Raw genomic sequence first — 21,802 nt, 5'->3', positions numbered from 1 at the left:
ATCTCCGGCTGTTTTCTTTCTGTGACTATACTATAGCACAGCCCAGGAATATCGTCCATTCGCAGAATCCACAACCTTACAAGGAATTATTTGTACATATTACGGATTGAAAAGTCTATCACGGCATGGTACAATGGATACGTTGGGGTCGTGTAAAGACAAGCCGCCGTTCCATTCGGAACGGCGGCTTTTTTGGTGGTTTTACATGGATTCGGGGGCGTTGACCTTGAACATGGTCAGGATGTTGTGGATCACGCCGCGCACCGCCAGGCTCAGGGCGATGCGGTTCTGCTGCACGGCGCCCTCGGCGTCCAGAATGCGGCAGGCATTGTAGAAGCGGTGGAAGGCCGTGGCCACATCGATGCAGTAGCGGGTGATGCGGGCGGGGTCATACTTGTCCGCCGCGGCGACAATCTCGGCCGGGAAGGCGGCCAGCAGACGGATTAGCGCCTGTTCGGAGGGATCGGTGAGGACGCTGGCATCGATGCTGTCCACACCCTGGAAGGCGACGCCCTGCTCCTCCAGCTTTTTCAGCAGCGAGCAGATGCGGGCGTGGGCGTACTGGACGTAGTAGACAGGGTTTTCGCTGTCGTTGCGCACGGCCAGATCCAGGTCAAAGTCCAGGGTGGAGGAACTCTCCCGCTGGTTGAAGAAGAACCGGGCGGAATCGATGGGCACCTCGTCCAGCAGATCGGTGAGGGTGATGGCCTTGCCGGTGCGCTTGCTCATCCGCACGGGTTTGCCGTCCCGCATCAGGTTGACCATCTGCATGAGCACCACATCCAGCTGCTCGCCGTGGAGGCCGATGGCATCCATGGCGCCCTTCATGCGGGCCACATGGCCGTGGTGGTCGGCGCCCCAGACGTCGATGGCCTTGTCGAAGCCGCGCACCGCCAGCTTATTATAATGGTAGGCAATGTCGGCGGCAAAGTAGGTGGGGATGCCGTTGGCGCGCACCAGCACCTCGTCCTTGGCCTCCTCCTCGCTGCCGTCCTCGGTCTTGCGCTTGTTGGCCACGCCGTACTTGGCGGCGTACTGGGCGCTGCGGTACATGATGGCACCGTCCTCGGCCTTGTAGCAGGCACCGGTCTCCAGCAGCTTGTCCACCACGGCCTGGACCGCACCGCTCTTGTGCAGGTCACTCTCGTGGAACCAGACGTCGTACTGGATGCGGTACTTGCCCAGGTCCCGCTGCAGCCCGGCAATGTTCTTGGGCAGGGCGTCGGCCACGATGGCCTTCTTCAGCTCCTCGAAGTCGGCGTTGACATAGGCGTCCCCGTGGACCTCGGCAAACTCCTTGGCGCGCTGGATGATGTCGGCGCCCTGGTAGCACTCGGCGGGCAGCGGGCAGGCTTCCTCGCCCTTGTAGAGCTGCAGGTAGCGGATGGCCAGGCTTTTGCCGAACTTCTCGATCTGGTTGCCCGCGTCGTTGATGTAGAACTCGCGGGTCACGTCATAACCCGCCCAGTCCAGGCAGGCGGCCAGACAGTCGCCCAGGGCGCCGCCCCGGGCGTTGCCCATGTGCATGGGACCGGTGGGGTTGGCCGAGACAAATTCCACGTTGTAGCGCTTGCCGGCGCCGGCGTCGGTGCGGCCGTATTCGGGGTTGGCACAGGCGGCGCGCAGCACGCTGGTGAACCAGTCCTGGCCCAGGAACAGGTTGATGAAACCGGGCCCGGCGATGTCCACCCCGGCAAACAGGGTGCCGTTCAGGTCCAGTTTGGCGGTGATGGCTTCGGCGATCTGGCGGGGGGCCTTGTGGAACACCCGGGCACCGGCCATGGCCAGGTTGGAGGCCACGTCGCCGTTTTTCACATCGGCGGGAATTTCCACGATAAAGTCCGGCAGGTCCGCCTGGGGCAGCGTGCCCTCGGCCATGGCCGCCTTGGCTGCGTCGGTCAGCAGGGTCCGCGCCTCGGTCAGGGCCGCCAGGCGGGGGTTGTAGTTCTGATAGTCCATGATATAAAACCTCCGGTTGGATTTGGTTATTCGGGTTGGTCAGGCTGGGGCGGCAGGACATCCACCGTGATGTCCACCAGATTGCGGCTGATGAAATTCTCCGCCCCGGAATCCAGGGTGTAGCTGAATTTCAGCTTGCCGCCCTCCTCGCTGAGTTCGTGCTCGATGATGTCGGCCGCCACGCCCAGGCTGATGGCGCCGTAGCCGGTCTCGTAATGGCAGAGATGGCGGGTGCCCTTCTCGATGATGAGCTGGCTGGGCACCTTGCCGAACCGCAGCATGGAAACCTTGCGGGCGTCCTCGGCCACCTTGACGGTGGTGGTGCAGCCCTCGTAGCCGGTGGCCTCGGTTTCCTTATAGATAATATAGTAGGCGCCGTCCTTGTGCACGAGGGATCCGCGGGTCATCAGCTCGACGGTATCGCTTTTGCCGTCCTGCTCCATCGTGCCTTTGATGGTGATGAGATACTTTTCTTCCATAAAATTTTCGATTCCTCAATAGGATTCAATGGCGATGCGCTGGACGGGACCGCCGGCGTACTCGCCCAGAAACAGCATTTCCTGCTCGGCAAAATTGTCGGGGGTGTCGCTGACATAGTACCGCGCGGTGCCGCCCTCGCTGCGGCCGTTGAGCAGGTCCAGGTCGGCCAGCGCGGCGGCGGCGGCCTGGGCGGTGACCTTGCCGGAATCGATCAGGGTGACCGATTCCCCCACATAATCCCCGATCATCTTTTTCAGCAGGGGATAGTGGGTGCAGCCCAGGATCAGGGTGTCAATACCGGCGGCCCGCACCGATTCCAGATAATCCGAGATGACCAGTTGGGTCACGGGGTTGCCGTCCTGCACATAGCCGTTTTCCACCAGGGGCACAAACAGCGGGCAGGCCTTGGCGGTGATCTGGACGTCGGGCATCATGTCCCGGATGACGGCGGCGTAGGAGCCGCTGCGGATGGTGGCGGCGGTGCCGATGATGCCGATCTTGCGGTTGCGGGTGGCGGCCACCGCGGCCCGGGAGGCGGCGCCCACCACGCCGGTGTAGGGCACCGGCAGCCGGGCGGCTTCCTCCGGCGGGAAGGTGGAGGACACCGTGCCGCAGGCGGCGATGATGAACTTCACATCCTGACTCAGCAGAAAACGGATGTCCTGCCGGGCGTACTGTACAATGGTGTCCCGGGCGCGGGAACCGTAGGGCACCCGGCCGGTGTCGCCGAAGTAGACGATGTCCTCGCCGGGCAGTACCCGGCGCAGCTGCCGCACGGCGGTCAGGCCGCCCAGGCCGCTGTCAAATACACCGATGGGTCTTTTGTCCATCAGTAAGCCCCCTTACGGCGGCGGACCGCCAGCTGCAGCAGCCGGTCCACCAGCTGCGGGAAGTTCACTCCTTCGTGCTCCATCAACTTCGGGTACATGCTGATCGCCGTGAAGCCGGGCAGGGTGTTCAGCTCGTTGCAGAGCACCCGGCCGGTGCCCCGCTCCACAAAGAAGTCGCAGCGGGACAGCCCGGCACAGCCCAGCGCCAGATAGGCCTTGCGGGCCTCAGCCTTTACTTCGTCCAGCTTTTCCTCACTCAGATGGGCGGGAATGACGGTCTGGGAAACGCCGTTTTTGTACTTGTCGTCGTAGGTGTAGAATTCCGCACCGGCCAGGATCTCGCCGGGACGGGTGGTGGTGATGTTTGCGGGATCGTCGGGGTTGCCGATGGCGGCACACTCCACTTCCTGGCCGTCGATGAATTCCTCCAGCACGACCTTGTCGTCCTCCCGCAGGGCCACATCCAGGGCGGCGTCCAGTGCGGCCCGGTCGGCGGCCTTGGAGATGCCCACGCTGGAACCGGCGTTGGCGGGCTTGACGAAGATGGGATAGCCCAGCGCAGCTTCAGCCCGGTCCAGCACGGCGGCCCGGTCCTGTTCCACCTCGGCGCGGATGGCGCTGGTCCAGCGGCAGTGGGGAACCCCGGCGGCGTCCATCACGGTGTTGGCCAGGGCTTTGTCCATGCAGACCGCACTGGCCAGCACGCCGCAGCCCACGTAAGGGATGCGGGCCATCTCGAACAGACCCTGGATGGTGCCGTCCTCGCCGTTCTTGCCGTGCATTACGGGAGCGCAGATGTCGATGGGCACCAGCTCGGCCTGGCCGTCACGCAGCAGCCAGACGCCGTGGTCGCCGCGGTCGGGACTCAGGATGCAGGGGACGCAGTCGGCGCCCTGCTCCCAGCTGCCGTCCGCCATGGCTTCCGGGGTGGGATGGCAGGCCAGCCAGCGGCCGGTTTTGGTGATGCCGACGGGAAAGACCTCATATCGTCCGGCACAGGGCGCCTCATTCAGGGCGCGCAGCCAGGCCGACGCCGAAACGCAGCTGACCTCGTGCTCGCTGGAGACCCCGCCGAAAAACAGCGCTACGCGCAGTTTTTTGTTTTCACTCATGCAAAAAGACTCCTCTTGCTGTATTTTTGTACACACTACAAGTCTTCAGCTTACTATCATACCATATTCGGACCCGGTTGGCTATATGAATTTGCGAATTTCTGTGGGATTCCCGCAAAACCCTTGACATCCCCCGGCGGCTGTGGTATAGTAATGCCTGTAAAAAAAGCAGCAACCGGCAGTATGCCGTCGGCTCACCTTGCGGATGTACAATCCCGGGTCATACCAGAGAAACGCACTTCAGGTGCGCGCTTTCGTATGTTCGGCGGCTGCTTTTTTGGTAGCCGCTTTTATCTTTTCTATCATACACTTGTGGGAGGTGTGTTCCAATCGCCAGCAACAGCAATTCCAAGGAACTGGAAATCAATGAGCAGATCCGCGACAAAGAAATCCGCCTGATCGGGGCGGACGGCGCGCAGATGGGGATTATGAGCCCCCGCGACGCCCTGCGCATGGCCATCGACAAAGACCTCGACCTGGTCAAGGTGGCACCGCAGGCCAAGCCGCCGGTGTGCAAGATCCTGGACTACGGCAAGTACCGGTTCGAGATGCAGAAGAAGGAAAAGGAAGCCAAGAAGAACCAGAAAGTGGTGGAAGTCAAGGAGATCCGTCTTTCTTTGAACATCGACGTCAACGACTTCAACACCAAGGTGAACCAGGCCGCCAAATTTTTGCAGCAGGGTCACAAGCTCAAGGTCAGCATTCGGTTCCGCGGCCGTGAAATGGCGCACACCAGCCTGGGTCTGGACGTCCACAAGCGGTTTGCCGAGGCGTTGGCGGGCAAGGCCGTCATCGACAAGCAGCCCAAACTGGAGGGCCGCAGCATGATGATGTTCATGTCCCCCGTACCCAACAAGTAAAAACGAACTCTTCAGGAGGAAACAACAATGGCTAAAATGAAGCTCAAGACCCTGTCCGGCGCCAAGAAGCGCTTCAAGATGACTGCTTCCGGCAAGATCAAGCGCAACGCGTCCAAGCGCCGCCATATCCTGACCAAGAAGACCACCAAGCTCACCCGCGGCCTGCGTATGCCCAAGTACGTCGACAAGACCAACGAGGCTACCGTCCGCAAGATGATGCCCTACGGCGGCTGATTTCCGCAAGGGGAAACACAAGGTCAGATAACTACCAGAGTATAAAGGAGATATAAACATGGCTCGTATTAAAGGCGCTACCATGACGCACAAGCGTCGTGCCAAGACTCTCAAACTGGCGAAGGGCTACTACGGCTCCAAGTCCAAGCACTTCCGCATGGCCAAGCAGGCCGTCATGAAATCCGGCAACTACGCCTTCGTCGGCCGCAAGCTGAAGAAGCGTCAGTTCCGCAACCTGTGGATCACCCGCATCAACAACGCGGTGCGTGCCCAGGGCATGAACTACTCCACCTTCATGAACGGCCTGAAGAAGGCCGGCATCGAGCTGAACCGCAAGATGCTGTCCGAGATGGCCATCCATGACGCCGCCAGCTTCAACGCGCTGGTCGAGACCGCCAAGAAGGCTCTGTAATAGCAACACACAAGAGACGCACGCGCGCAGGCGCATGCGTCTTTCTTGCATAAAGGAGAAAATCGCACCATGCCCACGGCCGCAAACAAACTCAGGCGCTTTCTGCCGCCGGTGCTGGCACTGGCGGCGCTGGGCGGCGTCTGCCTCTGGGAAGTGGACCGCATCGCGGCGCGTTCCCGGGGCTACGGCAACAGGATGGTGGTCATCAACGAGATCTGCGCCCACAATCTGTCGGGTCTGCAGGACGGCAACGGAAACTGCGGGGACTGGATCGAGCTGTACAATCCTTACGGCGGGACCATCGACCTGTCGGGCTGGACGCTGACCGATGACAAGGATGACCCCGACCGCTGGACCTTCCCGGACGGCACCGTGCTGGAGGACTATCTGGTCCTTTTCGCCGACGGTGCCGATACCGTTGATCCGGCGGGATACTGCCACACCGCCTTTGCCCTCAAGACCCGGGGAGAGACCCTCTATCTCTACGATGCCGACGGGGAACTGGTGGATCACCTGAAATATCCCGAGCAGGACTTCGACATTACCTATGGCCGGGCCTTCGGCAACGGCGAGGACAAGGGTACCTTTGCCACAGCCACGCCGGGAGCGGCCAATCCTGTGGATTTCCTGGACGAAAACCGGGAGGCGAACCTGGGGACTGCGGAATTCTCTCTGCCGGCCGGATTCTATGACGAGCCGGTGGAGGTGGCACTCTCCACCGATGACCCCGATGCCCTGATCTTCTATACCACCGACGGCAGCGATCCGGCTGAAAACGGCACGCTGTACACCGGTCCCATCACGGTGGAAAGCCGGGCGGGAGAACCCAACCGGTATGTGTCCCTGCCCAACCGGTTTGAACAGGGGGAGTCCCTGTTCCTCAAAAGCTATGCGTACCGGTACGCGCCGGATCCGGTGGATAAAGCCACCACCATCACGGCCCGGATATATAAGGATGGCTCCTGGTCGGAGGAGTGCAGGGCTGCGACCTACTGGGTGGGGGTGGAGGCCCACACGCTGCCGGTCATCAGCATCACAGCCGACGAGCAGGACCTGTTCGGCGCAGAGGGAATTTACACGCCGGGCGCGACCTACTACACCATGATGCAGCAGGGCAGTCAGGAGTACCAGGCCAATTTCCTGTCCGGAGAGGAGATCGACGCACAGATCCAGTTGATCGGGGAGGAAGATACCGGCAGTCTGGACAGCCGGATCTCCGTCGCCGGTCAGGCAACCCGGCTCTGGATGCAGATGAAGAACCTTTCGGTGCATCTGACCGGGTCATCGGAGGAAAAACTGGCGCAGGCCGGGATCGAGGACACCCCGGGGGGATTTTCCCTCAAGGGTCCGGGCAACGGCAGCTGGCAGTATTTTTATGTGGACGGGTTCTGGAACAACTATCTTTATGGTACCGGATTGGGCACCCAGTACAATGTGCCGGTGGTGCTTTACCTGGAGGATGAGTACTGGGGCATCTACTGCGCGCGGGAAAGCAAAAATGCGGAACTGATCGAGCGGCAGTACGGGGTGGATGCGGATTCGGTGGTCATCTGTACCCACGCCGAGCCGGACGAGGACAATTCCATTGCAGCGCTGGAAAGTACCCTGAAGGAACTGCCCTGCAGCGAAAGCAGCTGGAACTGGCTTTGCGAAACCTTTGACATCGACTCCTTTATCGACTACGCCATCCCGCAGCTGTATTCCAACAACTGGGACGGTCTGCGGATGCCCAGCAATATTTATATCTGGAAGGCTGATGAGGGATCCAGCCGATATGCCGACGGGCGGTGGCGATTCCTGCTCAACGACCTGGATCAGTCCCTGATCTACGGTTTTATGGACCCCATCGGGGATCTTCTGGATAACCCGGCGCAGGATACCAACATCCAGCAGCTTCTGTTCCAGAAACTGTGGGAATATGAGGAATTCCGCACCCGGTTCGCGGAAAAATTCCGCACGGCGATGGAAACCACCTATGCGCCGGAGCATATCCTGCCGGCCTTCGAGGCATGGTGCGCCCAGCTGGAACCCGAGATGGAGCGCAACATCACCCGCCAGAAGGTGGAGACCACGGTGCTGGCGCCGCTGGCCGACAAACTCACCGACAGCGAATCTTCCGCCGAAGAGATGACGATGGAACAATGGCAGGCCGATTACGCCACGCTGTGTGATTTCCTGACCAACCGCGCCGACGACCTGCTGGAATATCTGGATATGCACCTGGCCGAAGCCGAGAACGGCATCTGAACAACAAAGCAAAGGATGACGAACGATGAGCAAACGTCAAATTCTGGAATACCTGCTGGAAAGCAACACCAGCATCTCCCTCACTCAGGTCTGCCTGTCGCTGGCGATGGCCGTGGTGCTGGGCATGCTTCTCTACTTTGTCTACCGCAAGACCTACCGCGGCACCGTCTACTCCAAGGACTTCAACCTCACGCTGCTGCTGGTGGCCATCATCACCACGCTGGTCATGCAGGCCATCGGCTCCAACCTGGCCCTGAGCCTTGGTATGGTGGGCAGCTTGTCCATCATCCGTTTCCGCACAGCCGTCAAGGAACCGCGGGACATCGCCTTCCTGTTCTGGGCCATTGCCATCGGCCTGACCTGCGGCAGTGAGATGTATCTCATCGGTCTGCTGGGCAGCGTGGTGCTCACCGTGGTGGTCTGCCTGGCAAACCTGGACCTCTACGACACCACCACCTACCTGCTGGTGCTGCGCACCGGCACCGGCGCCGTGGAGGAAAAAGCCCTCACCGAGGTGCTGAAAAAGAACACCCGCGCCTGGAAGCTGCGGATGCGCAACCAGATGGCGGACACCGAGGAATTCACCTATGAGGTTTCCTTCACCCGCAAGCAGAGCGCCGCGGCACTGGGCGGGCAGGTGCGGGAGGCCGTGGGCGCCGACAAGGTGCGCAGCCTGAATCTGGTGAGCTACAGCGGGGAAACCCTGTAATGGCCGCCGAACTGCAGGTCCGCCGGTACGAGGAAAAATACCTGCTGGCTCCCGCCCAGGCCGCCGCGCTGGGGCAGCTGCTGGACGGCGTGCTGCCGCGGGACAAATACTCGGCGGAGGGCGCCTATTTCATCCGCAGCCTGTACTTTGACACGCCGGGGAATGGGGATTATCAGGACAAGCTGCTGGGGGTAAGCGAACGCAGGAAGCTGCGGCTGCGGCTGTACGACCTGCAGACGGCGCAGCTCAAGCTGGAGATCAAGGCCAAGCGGGCCAAGACCTCCCACAAGCAGAGCGTCCTGCTGGACCGGGATGCCGCGCAGGCGCTGATCGCCGGGGATGCCGCACCGCTGCTGGCCGGCGGCCCCGCGGCCCGGGCGGCCTACGCCCTCATGCAGGGGGAGAGCCGCATCCCGGCGGCCCTCATCGACTATGAACGCACGGCCTGGGTGTTTCCCGTGGGGCGGGCACGGATCACGCTGGACAGCCATGTCCGCGCGTCCAAAAGCCAATCGCTCTTTGCGGACGACGTTCCCATGGTGGAGGTGCTGGCTCCCAAAACCATCCTCGAGATCAAATATGACCAGCCGCTGCCGCCCTGGCTGGGCCGGATGCTCAGCAGTATTCCCGGCACGCCTTTGAGCGTGAGCAAGTATGCACTGGCCCGCGCCACGCTGTACTGATAAGGAAAAACGGTAAATTTTATGCGAACTGACTTGATTTCCAGCCGCGAAAACCCTAAAATCAAATACGCATGTTCTGTGCGCGATTCCGAGAAGCAGCGCGCCGCCGACGGCCTGTTCTTTGCGGAAGGCCCCAAGCTCTGCCTGGAACTGGCCAAGAGCTGCACGCCCCGCACGGCCTATGCCACCGAGGCGGCGCTGGCCAAAACGCCGGCGCTGGCATCCCTGAACCCCATGCCGGTGGCGCCCCATGTGGCGGAAAAACTGGCCGGGACCAAATCCAGCCAGGGCGTTTTTGTGCTGTTTGAAACCCCGCAGACCGACCCGGCCCTGCTGGACAGCGCCCGGCGGATCCTGGCCCTGGAGGGGGTGCAGGACCCCGGCAATGTGGGCACCCTGCTGCGCAGTGCCGCAGCCTTCGGCTTTGATGCCGTGGTGCTGGGCCCGGGCTGTGCGGCACCCTTTTCGCCCAAGACGCTGCGCTCTTCCATGGGCGCGGCCGGGCGGCTGCCGGTGGTCCACACCGAAAATCTGCCCGGCACCCTGCACAGACTGCGGGAACGGGGCGTGACCTGCCTGGCGGCGGCCCTCTACCATTCCCGTCCGCTGGACGAGGAGGGCCGGGATTTCCCCGCCGGTGTCTGCGTGGTCATCGGCAGCGAGGGCCAGGGTCTGACCGACGAGACGGTACAGGCCTGCGACGCGGCGGTGCGCATCCCCATGACCGACCGGGTGGAAAGCCTGAACGCCGGTGTGGCGGGCAGCGTACTGCTGTGGCATTTCCGCGGGGTGTAAAGGAATGGACAAGACACTTGCCTGGCTGTGGCTGGCCGACGCCGTCGGCTCTGCCTGCCAGTATGCCCGGGAGCTGCTGGACCTCTGGCCTGACCCGGAAGAACTCTATGAATCGCTGCGTTCCGGCATGGTAGCACCGCCTTTCTGTCTCAGCGACGGAGCGGCCCGCCAGCTGCTGGATACCACCCCCTTTGATTACGAAGAACGGCTGGATCACTGCCTGTTGTCGGGCATCGAGATCCTGACCCCCGACGACGCCTTTTATCCCGCCCGCCTGCGGGAGATCCCCGACCTGCCGCTGGTCCTCTACGTCACCGGCGACAAGGCCTGCCTCAACGGGCACCGCTATGCGGGCATGGTGGGCACCCGGCGACCCAGCGCCTACGGGCGGCAGGCCGCCTATGACCTGTCCCTGGGGGCGGCGAAAGAGGGAATCGTCATCGTCAGCGGTCTGGCCGACGGGCTGGACAGCGAGGGCCACCGCGCCGCCGTGGCGGCGGGCACGCCCACCATTGCCTTTCTCGGCACCGCCATCGACAAGACCTACCCGGCGGCCAACGGACCGCTGCGCCGTCAGATTGAGGAGGGCGGCGGCGCCGTCTGCAGTGAATATCCGCCCCACTACAAGGGCAAAACAACGGGGACCTTTCTGGCGCGCAACCGGCTCATCGCGGCCCAGGCCGAGGTGGTCTGCGTGGCGGAAGCCCGGCTGCGCAGCGGCACCCTGAACACGGTGCACCACGCCGAGGGTTACGGCCGTCCGGTGCTGGCGGTGCCGGGCAGCATCTACAGCGCCATGAGCCGCGGTACCAACGAACTGCTGCGCACCCACCGGGCGGAGCCGCTGTGCGAGGCGGCGGATATTGTACGGCAGCTGGGTCTTGCGGCCGGAGCGGAAGAAAAGGAACCGGCCGAGTTCTCGCCGGCGTCGGTGAGTGCCGATGCCCGGGCGGTCTACGCAAAACTCGGCCCCACTGCCCAGGGCATCGACGCCCTGTGTGCGGCCACCGGCCTGCCCGCCAACCGGGTGCTGGCGGCCTGTACCGAACTGGAGCTTTTCGGCGGCGCCCAGGCGCAGCCGGGCCGGCGGTACATCGCTTTATAAAGGAAATCAGGAGGAGACTATGGCAAAACTGGTCATTGTGGAATCGCCCGCCAAGGCAAAAACCATCGGCAAGTATCTGGGGCGAAACTATAAAGTCACCGCCAGCATGGGCCACGTGCGCGACCTGCCGGCGAGCCAGCTTGGCATCGACGTCGAGCACGGATACACCCCCAAATATATCACCATCAAGGGCAAGCAGAAGCTGGTCAAGGAGCTGAAAGCCGAGGCCAAAAAGGCGGACGGCGTGCTGCTGGCCACCGACCCGGACCGGGAAGGCGAAGCCATCAGCTGGCATCTGGCCAACATCCTGGGTCTGGACCCGTCGGCGCCCAACCGGGTGACCTTTGACGAGATCACCAAAAAGGGCGTCCAGGAGGGCATGGCCCATCCCCGGGCCATCAACATGGACCTCTTCAACGCCCAGCAGGCCCGGCGAGAGCTGGACCGTCTGGTGGGCTACAAGCTCAGCCCCTTCCTCTGGCGCAAGGTGCGCCGGGGGCTTTCCGCCGGCCGGGTACAGAGCGTGGCCGTGCGGCTCATCCGCGACCGGGAGATCGAGATCGAAAACTTCAAGCCCGACGAATACTGGAACATCGATGCCACCCTGCATCCCCAGGGCAGCCGCAGCCACTTTGTGGCGCGGCTCACCGCCGGAGCGGACGGCAAAAAGCTGACCGTCACCAACAAGGAACAGGCCGACGCCATCGTAGCCTCCCTGGACGGCAAGGACTACGTCATCTCCAAGCTGGAAAAGGGCAAGCGCCGCCGTCAGCCCGCGCCGCCCTTCATCACCTCCACCCTGCAGCAGGACGCCAGCCGCGCCTACGGTTTCTCGGCTACCCGCACCATGCGGGCTGCCCAGACCCTCTACGAAGGCGTGGACATCGCCGGGCACGGTACCGTGGGTCTGATCACCTACATGCGTACCGACAGCCTGCGCATCGCCGACGAGGCCGCCGCCGCTGCCAAGCAGTTCATCGCGGGCCGCTGGGGGGATAACTACGTCTGCAAGACCCAACGCAAGTGGAAATCCCGCTCCGCCACCGCGGCCCAGGACGCCCACGAAGCCATCCGTCCCTCCATGCCGGACCTGACCCCCGACGAGGTGGAGCAGAGCATCAGCGGCGACACCGCCAAGCTCTACCGGCTGATCTGGAGCCGTTTCATGGCCAGCCAGATGGCGGATTGCGTGCAGGATACCGTGTCGGTGACCATCACGGCGGGGGATTACCTCTTCCGCGCCTCGGGCTTCCGGGTGGCCTTCGACGGCTTCACGGCCCTCTATGAGGAGTCCACCGACGACAAGCAGAAAAAGGAGACCGCCCTGCCCGAACTGGAACAGGGCCAGACCCTCCAGCTGAAATCCCTGACGGCGGACCAGAAATTCACCCAGCCGCCGCCGCTCTACACCGAAGCCACCCTCATCCACGCCCTGGAGGAAAACGGCATCGGCCGTCCTTCCACCTACGCGCCCATCATCACGACGATTGTGGACCGCGGCTATGTGGAAAAGGACCAGAAAAAGCTCAAGACCACGCCGCTGGGCCAGGCGGTGAACCAGGTCATGATGGAGCAGTTCCCGGCCATTGTGGACGTGAAATTCAGTGCCGACATGGAGAAAAAGCTGGACGTGGTGGAAGCCGGCCAGGCGGACTGGGTCCAGACGGTGGACGAATTCTACCAGGGCTTTGCCAAGAGCCTGGAGACCGCCGAAAAGAACATGGAGGGCAAGCGGGTCAAGGTGGAGGATATCCCCACCGACGAGATCTGTGAAAAGTGCGGCCGTCCCATGGTCATCAAGTCGGGCCGGTACGGCAAGTTCGTGGCCTGTTCCGGCTTCCCGGAGTGCCGCAACGCCCACCCGCTGGTCAAGGACACCGGCGGGCTCTGCCCGCTGTGCGGCGGCCACATGCTGGTGCGCAAGAGCGCCAAGGGCCGCATCTACTACGGCTGCAGCAATTACCCTAAGTGCAACTTCATGACCTGGGACGAGCCGGTGGCGGAAAAATGCCCCCAGTGCGGCAGCACCCTGTTCAAGAAGAAGGGCCAGCTCTACTGCGCCAAGGAAGGCTGCGATTTCGTCAAGCCGATGGAAAAGAAATAACCCGCGGGGCCTGCCGCCCCGCCCGTTCCCGTGGAGGAAAGTATGCAATGTAAGATCATTGGGGCCGGTCTGGCCGGGTGCGAAGCCGCACTCTGGCTGGCCGACGCCGGGGTGCAGGTGGACCTGTACGAGCAGAAACCCGGCAAGTTTTCCCCCGCCCATAAAAGCGAAGGTTTTGCCGAGCTGATCTGCTCCAACTCGCTGAAAGCCGAGCGCCCCGATTCGGCGTCCGGTCTGCTGAAACTGGAGATGCGCGCCATGGGCAGCCACCTGCTACCCGCCGCCGAGACCGCCCGGGTGGCGGCCGGCGGCGCCCTGGCGGTGGACCGGGATGTCTTTTCGGCCGCCGTCACCAACCAGGTGGAGCGCCACCCCAACATCACGATCCACCGGGAGGAAGTCACCGCCCTGGACGAGAGTGTCCCGGTGCTGGTGGCCTCCGGCCCCCTCACCGAGGGGGCCCTGGCCGAGGCCATCGCGGCCCTCACCGGCAACCACCGGCTGAGCTTCTACGACGCCGTGGCGCCCATCGTCACGGCGGAAAGCCTTGATTACGACAAGGTGTTCGCCGCCTCCCGCTACGGCCGCGGCGAAGCCGACTACTTAAACTGCCCCTTCAACAAGGAGGAGTACGAGGCCTTCCACGCAGCGCTCATCGCCGCCGAGCGGGCCCCGCTCCATGATTTTGACGGCGACCTGACGGTGTACGAGGGCTGCATGCCCATCGAGGTCATGGCCGCCCGCGGCGCCGATACCATCCGCTTCGGCCCGCTGCGCCCGGTGGGCCTGCGGGACCCCCGCACCGGCCACCGTCCCTGGGCCAACGTCCAGCTCCGGGCCGAGAACACCGCCCGTACCCTCTACAATCTGGTGGGCTTCCAGACCAACCTCAAGTGGGGTGAACAGAAGCGGGTCTTCTCGATGATTCCGGGGCTGGAACACGCCGAGTTCGTGCGCTACGGCGTCATGCACCGCAACACCTTCCTGGAAAGCCCCAGAGTGCTGACAGCCCGGCAATACCTGAAAGAACATCCCAACGTATTTTTTGCTGGGCAGATCACCGGCTTTGAGGGCTATATGGAGAGTGCGGCCAGCGGTCTGTTGGCGGCGCGGCAGATTCTGGCGCGGCTCCAGGGCCGCGAACTGCCGCCGCCCCCGCCGGAAACGATGTGCGGCGCGCTGCTGCAGTATATCACCACCCCCAACAAGGACTTCCAGCCGATGGGCGCGAACATGGGCATTCTGCCCCGCACGCCGGAGATCGACGCCATCCGCGATAAGCGGGAACGCTATGCCGCCCTTTCCGAGACGGCGCAACGGGCCATGCAGGCCTGGGTAGAGGAGGACGTACAATGAAAATTCTGATTGACGCCATGGGCGGCGACAACGCCCCGCTGTGTGTGCTGCAGGGCGCGGCCCAGGCTGCGGCCGAATTCGGTGATGGCATGACGCTGGCGCTGCTGGGCGACGAGAAAGCCATCCGGGACTGCGCCGCCGAAAACAAGATCGACCTGACGCCCTTTGAGATCATTCCCTGCTCCGAAGTGGTGGACATGCACGACGATCCCGTCAAGGCGGCCCGCCACAAGACGGATTCCAGCATGATCAAGGGCCTGACCATGCTCAAGAACGGCGAGGGCGACGCCTTTGTCTCCGCCGGTTCCACCGGTGCGCTGCACGTGGGCACCAGCCTCATCGTGCGCACCCTCAAGGGCATCAAGCGCCCGGCCCTGGCCACCCCCATGCCCGGCGCCAAGCAGAATTTCCTGCTGCTGGACTGCGGTGCCAACGCCGAGTGCCGCCCCGACATGCTCAACGCCTTCGGCACCATGGGCAGCGTCTATGCCGAAAAGGTCATGGGCCGCAAGGACCCCCAGGTGGCGCTGGTGAACAACGGCGCCGAGGACACCAAGGGCACCCCCACCTACCGGGAGGCCCACCAGCTGCTCAAGGCGAATCCCTGCATCCATTTTGCGGGCAACATCGAGCCCCGCTACATCCTGGACGGGGAAGTGGACGTCGTCGTCTGCGACGGTTTCGTGGGCAACGTGGTCCTCAAACTCACCGAGGGCGTGGCCAAGACGCTGCTGGGCATGCTCAAGCAGGTTTTTTTGAAGAATCTCATCACCAAGCTCAGCTATCTGGGCATCAAAGGCGGGCTCTCCGAGATCAAGCGGATGATGGACTCCGAGGAGGTGGGCGGCGCGCCGCTGCTGGGCGCCGCCAAGCCGGTGATCAAGGCCCACGGTTCCAGCAAGGCCAAGGGCATCAAGAACGCCATCCGCCAGGCCAAGACCTGTGTGGCCAACGACCTGTGCGGCACCATGCAGACCGCCCTCAACGCGCTGGAAACCAAACCCCAGGCATAAAGAAAGGAAGGCCCTACCGTGGCTACGCATAAACCCGAAGAACTGCAGGAAGTTCTCCACTATCAGTTCAAGAATCCCGCGCTGCTGCGCATCGCCCTGACCCATACCAGCTACGCCAACGAGAGCAAGGTCCCCACCACCCACAATGAGCGGCTGGAGTTTCTGGGGGACAGTGTGCTGTCGGTGGTGGCGGCGGATTATCTGTTCCACCAGTCCGACCGGCCCGAGGGCGAGCTGACCCGGATGCGGGCCAGCCTGGTCAGCGAGGATGCCCTCTTCCAGTTCGCCCAGGAGATCCGCCTGGGTGACTACCTGCGCCTGGGCCATGGCGAGGACCTGGGGGGCGGCCGCAACCGCCCCAGCGTGGTGTCCGACGCCTTCGAGGCGGTCATCGCCGCGCTCTATCTGGACGGCGGGCTGGAAGTGGCCCGCAGCTTCATTCTGCCCTTCCTCAGCGAGGGCAAGACCGCCGAGGAAGACTACAAGACCCGCCTGCAGGAAGTGGTGCAGCAGAACCCCAGCGCCCGCCTGCGCTATGAGGTGGAGGGCGAGACCGGCCCCGACCATGCCAAGCAGTTCACCGTCGCCGTCTACTGCGACGACAAGCGGCTGGCCGAAGGGGTGGGCCGCAGCAAGAAGGCGGCCGAACAGCATGCCGCCAAGCAGGCGCTGGACCGCCTGCAGTCCAAACGCTAAGGAGACCCTATGCGCCTGAAAGAACTGGAAATCCAGGGCTTCAAGTCCTTTCCCGACCGTACCAAAATCACCATCGGCAACGGCATCACCGGCGTGGTGGGCCCCAACGGTTCGGGCAAATCCAATATCTCCGACTCCATCCGCTGGGTGCTGGGCGAGACCAGCTCCAAGCAGCTGCGCGGCTCCGGCAAGATGGAGGATGTCATCTTCGGCGGTACCCAGACCCGGGGGGCCATGGGCTATGCCTCGGTGGTGCTGACCATCGACAACAGCGACCACGGCCTGGACATGGACGCCGACGAAGTGACCATCGGCCGCCGGTACTACCGCAGCGGCGAAAGTGAATATTCCATCAACGGCCAGAACGTCCGCCTGAAGGACGTCTACGAACTGCTGCTGGACACCGGTCTTGGCCGGGACGGCTACGCCATCGTCGGTCAGGGCCGCATTGCCGAGATCGTGGGTGCCAAGTCCGGCGAACGGCGGGAGATCTTCGAGGAAGCCTCCGGCATCGCCAAGTACCGCTACCGCAAAAACGAGGCGGAGCGCCGTCTGGCCGCCGCCGAGGGCAACCTGGAACGCCTGCGGGACATCCTGGGCGAACTGGAAAAGCGGGTAGGCCCCCTGAAACGGGACAGCGAAAAAGCCCAGCAGTTCCTGGAACTGTCGGCCACCCGCAAGAGCCTGGAAGTGACGCTGTGGGTGGACGCCATCCGCCGCGCCAATGAGTCCCTGCGGGACCAGCAGCGCAAGTACGAGGCCGCCCAGGCCGACTACGAGCGGCTGAGCCGCCAGCTGGACGAGTTCGACGCCAAGAGCAATGCCCTGCGGGAACAGGCCCAGGGCTATGTGCTCCAGGTGGAGCAGGCCAACGCCGACATCCGCGCCATCACCGAAGCCAACGCCGGCAGCGAGAGCCAGGTGGCCGTTCTCAAGAACGAGAGCGAGCACAGCCGGTTCCGCATCGACGAGGCTACCTCGGAACTGGAGCGGGCCGGACAGGGCCGCCAGAGCATCGAGAAGGAGGCCGCCGAACACCGCGCCGCCATCGAGAAGCTGCAGACCGGCCTGGCCGAGCTGGATGCGGGCATCGCCGCCCTGCGGGAGAGCCTGCGCTCCCTCGAAGAGAAGGCCGCCGCCAGCGGCCAGCGCCGGGACGTCATCGACGCGGCCATGGCCCGGCTGCAGGACACCGCCACCTCCGCCAAGGTACGCATCGCCGCCGCCCAGACGGCTGCCGATGCCGCCGATGCCCGGCGCACCGAAGCGGAGCACCAGGTGCAAGAGGCCCGGACCAGCGCCGCCAACGCCGAGAAGGAGAAGGCCCAGGCCGCCCGCCGTCTGCAGGAGGCCGAGGAGGCCGTCACCCGCAACGACAACATCAAGGCGGGCCTCAAACTCAAGCTGGAGAGCCGCCGCCGTCAGCAGGCGGAGGCCGCCGACGCCCTGCAGAAAGCCGACAAGGAGCGCTCCAACGCCTCCCAGCGCATCCATATCCTGGAAGACCTGGAACGCAACATGGACGGCTACCAGCAGAGCGTCAAGAGCGTCATGCGGGCCGCCGGCGGACGCCGGCTGCGGGGCATCATCGGTCCCGTGGCGGGCATCCTCACGGTGCAGAAAGGCTACGAGGTGGCCATTGAGACCGCCCTGAGCTTTGCGCTGCAGAATATCGTGGTGGAGGACCAGGGCTGCGCCCGGGCCGCCATCGCTTTCCTGAAAGAGGAGCGGGCGGGCCGCGCCACCTTCCTGCCGCTGGATACCGTCCAGGGCAGCCGGTTCAACGGCCGCCTCACCGGCACCGCCGAGGTGGCCGCCGACCTGGTCACCACCGATCCGAAATATCAGCATATCATCGACAATCTTCTCGGCCGCATCATCGTGGTGGAGGACCTCGCCGAGGCCTCCGCCGTGGCGAAGAACCTGGGCTACCGCAACCGCATCGTCACGCTGGACGGCCAGGTCATCAACGCCGGCGGTTCTTTCACCGGCGGTTCCACCGCCCGCAGCGTGGGTGTCTTCAGCCGCAAGCAGGAGCTGGACGAGCTGCGCAAAAAGCTCACCAAACTCAACGAAAAGCATGCCGAGGCCGAAAAGGAACTGGCCGTCCGCAAGGCGGAGGTGGATAACCTTTCCGCCCAGCTGTCCGGCGCCGAGGCCGAGGGCATGACCGCGGCCTCCGAGCGTCTGCGCGCCAGCCTGGACCTGGACCGCCTCAACGGGGCGGTGGCCCAGTACGGCGAGACGCTGCGCACCCTCCAGCAGGAAGTGGAAGCCCAGCAGCAGGCCCGCGCCGCCAGCGAGGCGGAGTATGCCGCCGCCGAGGCAGACCGCCAGAAAGCGGAGGCGGAACTGGAACAGTACGCCGCCGAGCTGGCCCAGCTGGGGGAGAGCACCGGCTCTCTCTCCGCCGAGCGGGAATCCATCACCCAGCAGCTCTCCCAGAAGCAGATGCAGCGGCTGGCCGACGAAAAGGACATCAGCCTCCACGAAGCCTCTCTGGAAAGTCTCGAGAGCCGCACCGGCGAGACCGAAGCCCGGGTGCGGGAACTGCAGTCCGCCATCCAGGCGGCCAAGGCCCAGATCGAGGCCAATCGGCTGAAGATCGCCGAGATCGAGCGCACCCGCGGGGAAAACCAGCAGAAGATCGCCGCCGCCGAGGAGATCATCCGCACGGCCAATGCAGCCCGGATGGAGACCGAGTCGGCCTCCGCCAAGCTGGCGCAGGAGAACCGCACCCTCACCGACGAGCGGGAGAAGATGAGCGGCGAAATGGCCCGGCTGGCCGAGCGCCGCACCGCCGCCGAGAATGAACTCAACGATACCAACACGAAACTCTGGGAGGAATACCAGCTCACCGATACCGAGGCCAAGGCTCTCTGCGTGCCCTTTGAATCGCTGACCGAGCTGCGCCGCCAGGTGGCGGAGACCCGCAGTAAGATCCGCGCCCTGGGCAACGTGAACGTGGGCGCCATCGACGAGTACAAGGAGGTCAAGGAGCGGTATGACTTCCTGAAAGCCCAGGTCACCGACGTGGAGAAGGCCAAGGCCGAACTCACCCGGATGATCGCCGAACTGTGCAGCGAGATGGAGGAACTGTTCACCACCTCGTTTAAAGAGATCAACCGCCACTTCGGCCATATCTTCCGGGAGCTGTTCGGCGGCGGCCACGCCCGGCTCTATCTCTCCGACGAAAACAACGTCCTGGAATCCGGCATCGAGATCGAAGTCTCGCCGCCGGGCAAGGTCATCAAGAACCTCAGCGCCCTGTCGGGCGGCGAGCAGGCCCTGGTGGCCATCTCCATCTATTTCGCCATCCTCAACGTCAACCCGGCGCCCTTCTGCATCCTGGACGAGATCGAAGCGGCCCTGGACGACGTCAACGTCAACCGCTACGCCCAGTATCTGCGCCGGATGACCGAGCACACCCAGTTCATCGTCATCACCCACCGCCGCGGCACCATGGAGGCCGCCGACGTCCTGTACGGTGTCACCATGCAGGAGGACGGTGTCTCCAAGATCCTGCGTCTCGACCTCGAGAATGTCAGTGCCGACCTGATCTCTTGATCCCAAGGAGGGCCCCATGTTTTTCTTTAAAAAACGCAACATCTCGGAAAAAGAGTTTGAAGAACAGCAGAAGATGCAGCGCGGTCTGGAAAAGACCCGCACCGGCTTCTTCCAGAACATCCTCAACACCCTGACCAACTGCCAGATCGACGACGACCTGTACAACGATCTGGAGGAACAGCTGATCCTGGCCGACGTGGGCCCCGCCTGCGCCGTCCGGCTGGTGGACGAGCTGCGGGACGAGGTGGAAAAGAACCACCTCAAGACCGGAGAGGAAGCCCTGGACGCCCTGCGGGGCATCATCTGCCAGGAACTGACCCCCCGCTATCCCCTGGAACTGGACGGTCACCCGGCGGTGATCCTCGTCATCGGGGTGAACGGCGTGGGCAAGACCACCACCATCGCCAAGCTGGCCCATCTCTATAAGGAGGAGGGCCGCCGGGTCATGCTGGCTGCCGGCGATACCTTCCGGGCCGCCGCCAGCGAACAGCTGGAACTCTGGGCCGACCGGGCCGGTGTGCCGCTGGTCCAGGCCGGGCAGGGGGCCGACCCCGCCGCCGTCATCTTCGACGCGGTGAAGAGCGCCACTGCCAAAGGCTACGATATGGTCATTGCCGACACGGCGGGCCGTCTGCACAACAAAAAGGGCCTGATGGACGAGCTGGGCAAGATCTCCCGCAGCGTCAAGAAGGCCAGCCCCGAGGCAAGCCTCGAAGTGCTGCTGGTGCTGGATGCCATCACCGGCCAGAACGCCATCAGCCAGGCCGAGGAATTCTGCCGGGCTGCCGGCGCCACCGGCGTGGTGCTCACCAAGCTGGACGGCACCCCCAAGGGCGGCTGTGCCGTCAGCGTCTGGGAGAACCTGGGCCTGCCCATCCGGTTTGTGGGCGTGGGCGAGAAGATCGATGATCTCATGCCCTTTGACGCCCAGACCTTTGTGGAATCCCTGCTGCCCGAAGTGCCCGCCCATAAGGAGGACTGACCCATGCTGATCTGTGCTGCCAGCAACAATGCCGGCAAACTGAAGGAACTGCGGCGCATCCTGGAACGGATGGGCCACGAGGTGAAGAGCCTGCGGGAACTGGGCATTGCCCTGGATCCCGAGGAGACCGGTACCACCTTTGCGGAGAATGCCCGCATCAAGGCCGAAGCCTTCTGCAAGGCCAGCGGCCTGCCCACCGTGGCCGATGATTCCGGCCTCTGCGTCGACGCGCTGCACGGCGCTCCCGGCGTCTACAGTGCCCGCTATGCCGGGCACCACGGCGACGATGCCGCCAACAACGCCAAACTCCTGCGGGAGATGGCCGATGTCCCGGCAGAACAGCGCACCGCCCGGTTTGTGTCGGCGGTCTGCTTCCTGCTGCCCGACGGCCGGGAACTGCTGGTGGAAGGGGAATGTCCCGGCAGCGTGGCCTTCACCGAGACCGGTACCAACGGCTTCGGCTACGACCCGCTGTTCATCCCCGACCGGGTGGGCCTGCCCGACGGCACCACCATCGAAAACACCGCCCGCCGCAGCTACGCCGAACTGGCCGACGGCGAAAAAGATGCCATCAGCCACCGGGGCCGCGCCATGGAAAAACTGGACGCGCAGCTGCCGGCTTTTCTGGAGCAGGCGTGACCCGCCTCCCCCCCCGCCG

At 63.8% G+C, this 21,802-nt stretch carries 19 protein-coding genes; 15 read left to right on the top strand and 4 right to left on the bottom strand.

All coding sequences use genetic code 11. The features are described from left to right. Window positions 1-201 precede the first annotated feature (201 nt). From argS to NQ490_RS05055, 4 genes are read right to left on the bottom strand one after another with little or no spacing between them, the layout of a single operon-like run. Window positions 202-1,959, bottom strand: coding sequence for an arginine--tRNA ligase (gene argS, locus NQ490_RS05070; protein WP_007047809.1), 1,758 nt, complete (start codon window positions 1,957-1,959; stop codon window positions 202-204). Window positions 1,960-1,985: 26 nt separating this feature from the next. Beyond that, the gene (locus tag NQ490_RS05065; protein ID WP_007047808.1) at window positions 1,986-2,438 is read right to left on the bottom strand and encodes a DUF1934 domain-containing protein; all 453 of its coding nucleotides are present in this window, start codon (window positions 2,436-2,438) and stop codon (window positions 1,986-1,988) included. 15 nt (window positions 2,439-2,453) lie between these two features. Further along, entirely contained in the window at window positions 2,454-3,269 is an 816-nt protein-coding gene (gene murI / locus NQ490_RS05060; RefSeq protein WP_007047807.1) for a glutamate racemase, read from the bottom strand. After that, on the bottom strand, window positions 3,269-4,381 hold the full coding sequence (locus tag NQ490_RS05055) for a D-alanine--D-alanine ligase family protein (protein ID WP_007047806.1): 1,113 nt from the start codon (window positions 4,379-4,381) through the stop codon (window positions 3,269-3,271). Before NQ490_RS05055 ends, murI begins: the two co-directional genes overlap by 1 nt. A gap of 329 nt (window positions 4,382-4,710) precedes the next feature. Here NQ490_RS05055 and infC point away from each other — a divergent pair, with 329 nt between their 5' ends. From infC to rdgB, 15 genes are all read left to right on the top strand, one after another. Further along, window positions 4,711-5,241: a translation initiation factor IF-3 gene (gene infC / locus NQ490_RS05050; RefSeq protein ID WP_084759147.1), complete on the top strand. Its 531-nt coding sequence runs from the start codon at window positions 4,711-4,713 to the stop codon at window positions 5,239-5,241. 27 nt (window positions 5,242-5,268) lie between these two features. Next, window positions 5,269-5,475, top strand: coding sequence for a 50S ribosomal protein L35 (gene rpmI / locus NQ490_RS05045; RefSeq protein ID WP_007047802.1), 207 nt, complete (start codon window positions 5,269-5,271; stop codon window positions 5,473-5,475). 58 nt (window positions 5,476-5,533) lie between these two features. Further along, window positions 5,534-5,887 (top strand): 50S ribosomal protein L20, encoded by a 354-nt coding sequence (rplT, locus tag NQ490_RS05040; protein WP_007047801.1) that lies wholly within the window; start codon window positions 5,534-5,536, stop codon window positions 5,885-5,887. A gap of 69 nt (window positions 5,888-5,956) precedes the next feature. Continuing rightward, on the top strand, window positions 5,957-8,134 hold the full coding sequence (locus NQ490_RS05035) for a CotH kinase family protein (RefSeq protein WP_007047800.1): 2,178 nt from the start codon (window positions 5,957-5,959) through the stop codon (window positions 8,132-8,134). A 25-nt stretch (window positions 8,135-8,159) separates the two neighbouring features. Beyond that, window positions 8,160-8,843: a DUF4956 domain-containing protein gene (locus NQ490_RS05030; RefSeq protein ID WP_007047799.1), complete on the top strand. Its 684-nt coding sequence runs from the start codon at window positions 8,160-8,162 to the stop codon at window positions 8,841-8,843. Beyond that, a complete protein-coding gene (locus NQ490_RS05025) occupies window positions 8,843-9,526 on the top strand; it encodes a polyphosphate polymerase domain-containing protein (protein WP_007047798.1) in 684 nt (227 codons plus the stop codon). Before NQ490_RS05030 ends, NQ490_RS05025 begins: the two co-directional genes overlap by 1 nt. 21 nt (window positions 9,527-9,547) lie before the next feature. Beyond that, a complete protein-coding gene (locus NQ490_RS05020) occupies window positions 9,548-10,321 on the top strand; it encodes a TrmH family RNA methyltransferase (protein WP_007047797.1) in 774 nt (257 codons plus the stop codon). Between the two features lie 4 nt (window positions 10,322-10,325). Continuing rightward, window positions 10,326-11,426: a DNA-processing protein DprA gene (dprA, locus tag NQ490_RS05015; RefSeq protein WP_007047796.1), complete on the top strand. Its 1,101-nt coding sequence runs from the start codon at window positions 10,326-10,328 to the stop codon at window positions 11,424-11,426. A gap of 19 nt (window positions 11,427-11,445) precedes the next feature. Then, window positions 11,446-13,530 (top strand): type I DNA topoisomerase, encoded by a 2,085-nt coding sequence (topA, locus tag NQ490_RS05010; protein WP_007047795.1) that lies wholly within the window; start codon window positions 11,446-11,448, stop codon window positions 13,528-13,530. A 42-nt stretch (window positions 13,531-13,572) separates the two neighbouring features. Beyond that, window positions 13,573-14,886, top strand: a complete 1,314-nt coding sequence (gene trmFO, locus NQ490_RS05005; protein WP_007047794.1) for a methylenetetrahydrofolate--tRNA-(uracil(54)-C(5))-methyltransferase (FADH(2)-oxidizing) TrmFO — start codon at window positions 13,573-13,575, stop codon at window positions 14,884-14,886. Continuing rightward, window positions 14,883-15,899 carry a phosphate acyltransferase PlsX gene (gene plsX, locus NQ490_RS05000; RefSeq protein ID WP_007047793.1) on the top strand — a complete coding sequence of 339 codons (1,017 nt, stop codon included), beginning with the start codon at window positions 14,883-14,885 and terminating at the stop codon, window positions 15,897-15,899. Before trmFO ends, plsX begins: the two co-directional genes overlap by 4 nt. Window positions 15,900-15,917: 18 nt before the next feature. Continuing rightward, on the top strand, window positions 15,918-16,595 hold the full coding sequence (gene rnc / locus NQ490_RS04995) for a ribonuclease III (RefSeq protein WP_007047792.1): 678 nt from the start codon (window positions 15,918-15,920) through the stop codon (window positions 16,593-16,595). Between the two features lie 9 nt (window positions 16,596-16,604). After that, window positions 16,605-20,162 (top strand): chromosome segregation protein SMC, encoded by a 3,558-nt coding sequence (smc, locus tag NQ490_RS04990; RefSeq protein ID WP_007047791.1) that lies wholly within the window; start codon window positions 16,605-16,607, stop codon window positions 20,160-20,162. A gap of 16 nt (window positions 20,163-20,178) precedes the next feature. After that, complete coding sequence (gene ftsY, locus NQ490_RS04985) at window positions 20,179-21,144, top strand: signal recognition particle-docking protein FtsY (RefSeq protein WP_007047790.1); 966 nt, start codon at window positions 20,179-20,181, stop codon at window positions 21,142-21,144. Between the two features lie 3 nt (window positions 21,145-21,147). Beyond that, window positions 21,148-21,783, top strand: coding sequence for an RdgB/HAM1 family non-canonical purine NTP pyrophosphatase (gene rdgB / locus NQ490_RS04980; RefSeq protein WP_007047789.1), 636 nt, complete (start codon window positions 21,148-21,150; stop codon window positions 21,781-21,783). The last annotated feature ends 19 nt before the right edge of the window (window positions 21,784-21,802 follow it).

This window comes from Subdoligranulum variabile, assembly GCF_025152575.1.
In the GTDB taxonomy this organism is placed as follows: Bacteria; Bacillota; Clostridia; order Oscillospirales; family Ruminococcaceae; genus Gemmiger; species Gemmiger variabilis.
The sequence above is the reverse complement of the archived record's forward strand: the minus strand, read 5'-3'. Positions and strand labels throughout refer to the sequence as shown.

Excerpts from the sequence above, each read along its gene's own strand:
- argS (WP_007047809.1), bottom strand. The coding sequence starts at position 1,959 with ATGGACTATCAGAACTACAACCCCCGCCTGGCGGCCCTGACCGAGGCG.
- NQ490_RS05065 (WP_007047808.1), bottom strand. The coding sequence starts at position 2,438 with ATGGAAGAAAAGTATCTCATCACCATCAAAGGCACGATGGAGCAGGAC.
- murI (WP_007047807.1), bottom strand. The coding sequence starts at position 3,269 with ATGGACAAAAGACCCATCGGTGTATTTGACAGCGGCCTGGGCGGCCTG.
- NQ490_RS05055 (WP_007047806.1), bottom strand. The coding sequence starts at position 4,381 with ATGAGTGAAAACAAAAAACTGCGCGTAGCGCTGTTTTTCGGCGGGGTC.
- rpmI (WP_007047802.1), top strand. The coding sequence starts at position 5,269 with ATGGCTAAAATGAAGCTCAAGACCCTGTCCGGCGCCAAGAAGCGCTTC.
- rplT (WP_007047801.1), top strand. The coding sequence starts at position 5,534 with ATGGCTCGTATTAAAGGCGCTACCATGACGCACAAGCGTCGTGCCAAG.
- NQ490_RS05035 (WP_007047800.1), top strand. The coding sequence starts at position 5,957 with ATGCCCACGGCCGCAAACAAACTCAGGCGCTTTCTGCCGCCGGTGCTG.
- NQ490_RS05030 (WP_007047799.1), top strand. The coding sequence starts at position 8,160 with ATGAGCAAACGTCAAATTCTGGAATACCTGCTGGAAAGCAACACCAGC.
- NQ490_RS05025 (WP_007047798.1), top strand. The coding sequence starts at position 8,843 with ATGGCCGCCGAACTGCAGGTCCGCCGGTACGAGGAAAAATACCTGCTG.
- NQ490_RS05020 (WP_007047797.1), top strand. The coding sequence starts at position 9,548 with ATGCGAACTGACTTGATTTCCAGCCGCGAAAACCCTAAAATCAAATAC.
- dprA (WP_007047796.1), top strand. The coding sequence starts at position 10,326 with ATGGACAAGACACTTGCCTGGCTGTGGCTGGCCGACGCCGTCGGCTCT.
- topA (WP_007047795.1), top strand. The coding sequence starts at position 11,446 with ATGGCAAAACTGGTCATTGTGGAATCGCCCGCCAAGGCAAAAACCATC.
- trmFO (WP_007047794.1), top strand. The coding sequence starts at position 13,573 with ATGCAATGTAAGATCATTGGGGCCGGTCTGGCCGGGTGCGAAGCCGCA.
- plsX (WP_007047793.1), top strand. The coding sequence starts at position 14,883 with ATGAAAATTCTGATTGACGCCATGGGCGGCGACAACGCCCCGCTGTGT.
- smc (WP_007047791.1), top strand. The coding sequence starts at position 16,605 with ATGCGCCTGAAAGAACTGGAAATCCAGGGCTTCAAGTCCTTTCCCGAC.
- ftsY (WP_007047790.1), top strand. The coding sequence starts at position 20,179 with ATGTTTTTCTTTAAAAAACGCAACATCTCGGAAAAAGAGTTTGAAGAA.
- rdgB (WP_007047789.1), top strand. The coding sequence starts at position 21,148 with ATGCTGATCTGTGCTGCCAGCAACAATGCCGGCAAACTGAAGGAACTG.